This window comes from Azospirillum sp. TSO22-1 (assembly GCF_003116015.1).
Lineage (GTDB): Bacteria > Pseudomonadota > Alphaproteobacteria > Azospirillales > Azospirillaceae > Azospirillum.
This window is the reverse complement of sequence record NZ_LGQZ01000169.1, coordinates 1-6,228: the sequence shown is the minus strand read 5'-3', so window position 1 is coordinate 6,228 and position 6,228 is coordinate 1. Positions and strand designations below refer to the sequence as shown.

Below are 6,228 nucleotides of genomic sequence, written 5' to 3'. Positions count from 1 at the left end.
AGCTGGTGCGCACCGGCTTCGGCACCAACAACGTCGACCACTGCACCCGTCTGTGCCACGCCTCGTCGGTGGCGGCGCTGATGGAGGGCATCGGGTCGGGCGCCGTCACCGCGCCGTTCACCGCGGCGGAGGACGCCGAGGTGATCGTCGTCATCGGCGCCAACCCGACCGAGAACCACCCGGTCGCCGCCACCTTCTTCAAGAACGCGGTGAAGAAGGGCGCCAAGCTGGTCGTCATGGACCCGCGCGGCATGGCGCTGAAGCGCTTCGCCACGCATATGCTGCAGTTCAAGGTCGGCACCGACGTGGCGATGCTGAACGCGCTGCTGAACGTCATCGTCACCGAAGGGCTGCACGACCGCCAGTACGTCGCCGCCCACACCCGTGATTTCGAAGCGCTGGCGGAACACGTCCGAGCCTTCCCGCCCGAGGACATGGCCCCGCTCTGCGGCATCGACGCCGATACCCTGCGCGCCGTGGCGCGGCTGTACGCGCGCTCGCGCGCCTCGATCATCTTCTGGGGCATGGGGGTGTCGCAGCACACGCACGGCACCGACAACGCGCGCTGCCTGATCGCGCTGGCGCTCGTCACCGGGCAGATCGGCCGACCGGGCACCGGGCTGCACCCGCTGCGCGGCCAGAACAACGTGCAGGGGGCCTCGGACGCCGGGCTGATCCCGATGGTCCTGCCCGACTACCGCCCGGTGACCGACGGCGACACCCGCCGCTTCTTCGAGGAACTGTGGGGCGCCACGCTCGACCCCGAGCGCGGGCTGACCGTGGTGGAGATCATGGACGCCGTCCACGCCGGCCGCATCCGCGGCCTGTACGTGATGGGCGAGAACCCGGCGATGTCCGACCCCGACCTGACGCACGCCCGCGAGGCGCTGGCGGAGTTGGAGCACCTCGTCGTCCAGGACATCTTCCTGACCGAGACGGCGCGCTACGCCGACGTGGTGCTGCCGGCCTCGGCATGGCCGGAGAAGGCCGGCACGGTGACCAACACCAACCGGCAGGTGCAGATGGGCCGCCCGGCGCTGCCACCGCCCGGCGACGCGCGGCGGGACCTGTGGATCATCGTCGAGCTTGCCCGGCGCCTCGGCCTCGGCTGGACGTACGACCACCCGCGCGACGTGTTCGCCGAGATGGCCCGCGCCATGCCCTCATTGGCCAACATCAGCTGGGAGCGGCTGGAGCGCGAGGACAGCGTCACCTACCCCTGCGACGCCCCCGACCAACCGGGACGGGAGATCGTCTTCGGCGACGGCTTCCCCACGCAGGACGGCCGCGGCCGGCTGGTCCCCGCCGGGCTGCGCCCGCCGGCCGAACTGCCGGACGACGAGTACCCGTTCGTGCTGACCACCGGCCGGCTGCTGGAGCACTGGCACACCGGCGCCATCACCCGCCACGCCACCATGCTGGACGCGCTGGAACCCGCCCCCATCGCCACGCTGGCGCCGGCCGAGCTGCACCGGCTGGGCATCGCCGCCGGCGACGCGGTGCGCGTGGCGACGCGCCGCGGCGTGGTGGAACTGACCGCCCGCGCCGACCCGGCGGTACCGCCGGGGGTGGTGTTCATCCCATTCTGCTTCGCCGAGGCGGCGGCCAACCTGCTGACCACGCCGCAGCTCGACCCCTTCGGCAAGATTCCGGAGTTCAAGCACTGCGCGGCGCGGGTGGAGCGGGCAGCCTAGGGGCACACAGGCTCGAACTGGGTGAACCACTGGCCCCCGTCGGCGTCGTGGTACAGCGAGGCCATGCGCAGGCGGCCGGCGTCGCCCAGCTCCGACCCCTCGATCATCGACTGGAACCGCTCGCCGCCGAACAGGCGGTGCGCCATGGTCAGGTACAGCCGCGACAGCACGCCGCCGCGCAGCGTCGTCTCCAGCATGCGCGGGCCGGCCAGCAGGTAGAGGCTGCGGAAGCCGCGCCCGCCCAGCACCCGCACCAGCGGCGCGCCCTCCACCCGCACACCCTCGCCGGCGACGATCACCTCCAGCCCGGCGCGGCGCAGCGCCTCCACCCGCCCGGCCGGGGCGGCGCGGCCGACCGCGATCATGACGCGCTGCCCGTGGCGCGCCAGCGACTCCGGCAGCGTGAAGTCCAGGCTGGAACTGGCGACGACCACGGCCGGCTGCGGCGCCATTCCGTTGGCGAGACGCCAGTCCGCAAGATCGCGTCCCGGGTCGTGCAGGCCGATCTGCAGCACGTTGTCCAGCTTGCCCGCGGCGAGGTCGCGCAGGTAGCCGGCGTGGGTGATCAGGCAGTCCGCCTGCGCCTGCAATTCCAGGAAAAGCCGGAAGTCGGAGCCATTGCTCAGCCCCGGCGGGAAGCGGCTCTCGCCGGTGGCCGGGTCCAGCAGGGCGATGCGGCCGTCCAGGCTGCTGACGAAGCTGGCGTAGACGAACGGCGCAGCGGGGCTGCCCAGGGCTTGCAGCCCGTGGGCGAGATAGGCTCCCGCCAGCGGGAGGTCCTCCGGTGGGCCCGGATACAGCCTGAGGAGACGCGCCGCCATGCCGGCAGTGTAACACCCGTGTGACGGCCGTCACTGCCCCAATAGGGGGGCCTTCGGCAAACTGCACCGCATCGACACCGATTCACGATCCTGGGGGCAAAAATGGCTGCCGGCATCGCCAACCGCTCGACCTTCCGCTTTCCCGGCCACCCGGCGCCGGTCAGCCGCGGCAACCGCCTGAACCCGTGGGAGGGCGCGGCCCGCCCGCTTGCGCAGGCGACCACCGCGCCCCACGCCGGGGTCGGCACCGACCTGTTCGCCGAGGTGCTGGCGAACATCCACCAGATCATCCGCGGCGAACGGCCGGTCCCCGTGCACGGGTAGCCGCGCCTACGCCGCCGGTTCGCTGCCCATCAGGGCCTTGGTCTCCAGGAACTCCTCGAAGCCGGCCGGCCCCCACTCACGGCCCAGGCCGGACTGCTTGTAGCCGCCGAAGGGTGCGGCGATGTCCACCCCCGCGCCGTTCAGGTGCACCATGCCGGTGCGCAGCCGCCGCGCCACCGCGCGCGCCTCGTCCGGCGTGCCGGCCGACACGTAGCCGGACAGGCCGTACGGCGACGCGTTGGCGCTGGCGATCGCCTCCTCCAGGTCGGCGTAGGGGCGGATCACCAGCACCGGTCCGAAGATCTCCTCGCGCGCGATGGTCATGCGGTCCTCGACCCGGCTGAACACCGTGGGCCTGGCGAAGAAGCCGCGCTCCATCCCGTCCGGACGGCCGGGGCCGCCGCACAGCAGTTTGGCGCCCTCGTCGATGCCGGTTTGGATCAGGTGCTGCACGCGCTCGAACTGCCGCTGGTTGGCGATGGGGCCGACGGTGGTCTCCGCGGCGCGCGGATCGCCGACCACCAGCTTGGCGCAGGCCGCCGCCGCGACCGCTTCCGCCTCCTCCAGCCGCGCGGCCGGAATGTAGAGGCGGGACGGCGCGTTGCAGCTCTGGCCGGCGTTGGACATCATCGAGCGCACGCCGTGCGTCACCGCCTTGGGCAGATCGGCGCTGTCGCAGACGATATTCGCCGACTTGCCGCCCAACTCCAGCGACACGCGCTTGATGCTGTCGGCGGCGGCGTGCGAGACGGCGGCGCCGGCCCGGGTCGAGCCGGTCAGCGACACCATGTCGACCAGCGGGTGCGAGGCCAGCACCGGGCCGACCGTCGGGCCGTCGCCGAACAGCATGTTGAACACGCCGGCCGGCACGCCGGCCTCGTGCAGGATCTCGGCGAGGATCTGCGCCGAATAGGGGGCGAACTCGCTGGGCTTCAGCACCATGGTGCAGCCGGTGGCCAGCGCCGGCGCCACCTTGCAGGTGATCTGGTTCATCGGCCAGTTCCACGGCGTGATCAGCGCGCAGACGCCCACCGGCTCGCGCACGATGCGGGTGGTGCCGCGCGCCGTCTCGAACGGGAAGGACTGGGCGGCCTTCAGCGCGACCTGGAAATGCGCCAGCCCCATGCGCGCCTGCGCCGGCTTCGACAGGGTGTGCAGCGGCGCGCCCATCTCCCCGGTGATGGCGTCGGCGACGTCGTCGAAGCGCCGCTCATAGACCGCGCAGATCGCGCCCAGCAGCTCGAGGCGCTGGGCCAGCGGCGTGCGCGACCAGCCGTCGAAGGCCCGGTGCGCTGCCGCGATGGCGCGCTCCGCGTCCTCGGCGCCGCCGAGCGCCACGACGCCCGACACCTCCTCGGTCGCCGGATTGACCACCTCCATGGTCGAGCCGCCGGCGGCCGGATCGCACCAGCCGCCGTCGATGTAGAAGCTCTGGCACCGTCGCATACTCCACTCCCTCGTTCCGTGTTGTTGCCCTCATAAAAGCAGGGCCGCGGGGACAATGCCACCCGCGGCCCCAGTCTCAGGGAGGAAACCGTTCGCGCGCTCACATGCCCGGATAGTTCGGCCCGCCGCCGCCTTCCGGGACGGACCAGTCGATGTTCTGGGTCGGATCCTTGATGTCGCAGGTCTTGCAATGCACGCAGTTCTGCGCGTTGATCTGCAGGCGCGGCCCTTCGGCCGCCTCGATGATCTCGTAGACGCCGGCCGGGCAGTAGCGTGTCTCGGGCGCGGCGAACGTGGCGAGGTTCACGCGGATCGCCGCCCCGCCGTCCCTCAGGCGCAGGTGGACCGGCTGGTCCTCCTCGTGGTTGGTGTTGGACAGGTAGACCGAGGACAGGCGGTCGAAGCTCAGCACGCCGTCCGGCTTCGGGTAGGCGATGGGCGTCGCCTCGGCGGCCGGCTTCAACGCCGCGTGGTCCTCGTGATGCCTGAGCGTCCACGGCGCCTTGCCGCGGAACAGAGTGGTCTCCAGCGCGGCGTTCGCCATGCCGGCCCACAGGCCCCACCGGAAGCCGGGGCGGATGTTGCGGACCCGCTTCAGCTCGTCCCACAGCCAGGAGCGCTCCAGCGCCTGCCTGTAGCCGGTCACCTCGTCGCCGCTGGTGCCGCCGGTCAGGTGCGCGGCCACCGCCTCGGCGGCGACCATGCCGGACTTCATGGCGGTGTGGCTGCCCTTGATCTTCGGAACGTTGAGGAAGCCCGCCGTGTCGCCGGCCAGCAGACCGCCCGGAAAGGTCAGCTTCGGGATCGACTGGAAACCGCCCTCCGACAGCGCCCGGGCGCCGTAGGCGATGCGCCGTCCGCCCTCCAGGTGCGTGCGGATCGCCGGGTGTGTCTTGTAGCGCTGGAACTCCTCGAACGGGCTGAGGTGCGGGTTGGAATAGTCCAGGCCGACCACGAAGCCGACCGACATCAGGTTGCCCTCCAGGTGGTAGAGGAAGGAGCCGCCATAGGTCTTCGCATCCAGCGGCCAGCCGACGGTGTGGACGATCAGGCCGGGCTGCGATTTGGCGGGATCGACCTCCCACAGCTCCTTGATGCCGATGCCGTAGGTCTGCGGCTGGCAATCGCGGCGCAGGGCGAAACGCTCCATCAGGCCCTTGGTCAGGCTGCCGCGGCAGCCCTCGGCGAAGATGGTCTGGCGGGCCAGCAGCTCGACACCGGGGGTGTACGTCCCGTTCGGCTTCCCGTCCTTGCCGATGCCCATGTCGCCGGTGGCGACGCCGCGCACCCGGCCAGCCTCGTCGTAGAGCACCTCGGCACCGGCGAAGCCCGGGAACAGCTCGACGCCCAGGCCCGCCGCGTGCTCACCCAGCCAGCGGCACAGGTTGCCCAGCGAGAGGATCGCGTTGCCGGTGTTGTGCATCCGAGGCGGCGTCGGCAGGCGCCAGGAGCCGCGCCCGGTCAGGAACAGGAAGCGGTCCTCGCGCGCCGGGGTGCCGCGTGGTGCCCCGCGCTCGCGCCAGTTGGGGATCAGTTCGTCCAGCGCGCGCGGCTCGAACACCGCGCCGGAGAGGATGTGCGCGCCGATCTCAGCGCCCTTCTCGATCAGGCAGACCGACAGCTCCGGCGCCACCTGCCGCAGGCGGATCGCTGCGGCCAGCCCGGCCGGCCCGCCGCCGACGATCACCACATCGAATTCCAGGCTCTCACGCGCGCTCATGTCTCGTGGTCTCCGCAAAAAGGGGCCGGGTGCCGACGGCGCCACCACCCGGCCCTCAAGGTCCGCACCCCGCGGGGGACGCTTGGTGCGGCGGACGTCGGTCAGAGGGCCTGAGCCAGTTCCGGCACCGCCTTGAACAGGTCGGCCACCAGCCCGTAGTCGGCGACCTGGAAGATCGGCGCCTCCTCGTCCTTGTTGATGGCGACGATCACCTTGCTGTCCT

Annotated in this window: 5 protein-coding genes and 1 pseudogene; 2 read left to right on the top strand and 4 right to left on the bottom strand. The window is 71.7% G+C overall.

The window, feature by feature from the left end; translation table 11 throughout:
* Positions 1-1,694: molybdopterin-dependent oxidoreductase (locus TSO221_RS32125; protein WP_146208976.1), on the top strand; the 1,694-nt coding region annotated here is incomplete at its 5' end.
* Here TSO221_RS32125 and TSO221_RS32120 read toward each other — a convergent pair.
* Positions 1,691-2,515 (bottom strand): dihydrofolate reductase family protein, encoded by an 825-nt coding sequence (locus TSO221_RS32120; RefSeq protein ID WP_109122553.1) that lies wholly within the window; start codon positions 2,513-2,515, stop codon positions 1,691-1,693. The genes TSO221_RS32125 and TSO221_RS32120 overlap by 4 nt on opposite strands.
* A 102-nt stretch (positions 2,516-2,617) precedes the next feature.
* Between TSO221_RS32120 and TSO221_RS32115 the strand changes: the two genes are divergently transcribed.
* Positions 2,618-2,839: a hypothetical protein gene (locus TSO221_RS32115; RefSeq protein ID WP_109122552.1), complete on the top strand. Its 222-nt coding sequence runs from the start codon at positions 2,618-2,620 to the stop codon at positions 2,837-2,839.
* A gap of 6 nt (positions 2,840-2,845) precedes the next feature.
* Here TSO221_RS32115 and TSO221_RS32110 read toward each other — a convergent pair whose 3' ends face one another.
* From TSO221_RS32110 to TSO221_RS36665, 3 genes and pseudogenes are all read right to left on the bottom strand, one after another.
* Entirely contained in the window at positions 2,846-4,285 is a 1,440-nt protein-coding gene (locus tag TSO221_RS32110) for an aldehyde dehydrogenase family protein (protein ID WP_109122551.1), read from the bottom strand.
* A 100-nt stretch (positions 4,286-4,385) separates the two neighbouring features.
* Positions 4,386-6,005 (bottom strand): electron transfer flavoprotein-ubiquinone oxidoreductase, encoded by a 1,620-nt coding sequence (locus TSO221_RS32105; RefSeq protein WP_109122550.1) that lies wholly within the window; start codon positions 6,003-6,005, stop codon positions 4,386-4,388.
* Between the two features lie 101 nt (positions 6,006-6,106).
* Positions 6,107-6,228 (bottom strand): annotated as a pseudogene (locus TSO221_RS36665) (electron transfer flavoprotein subunit alpha/FixB family protein); the annotation flags it as partial.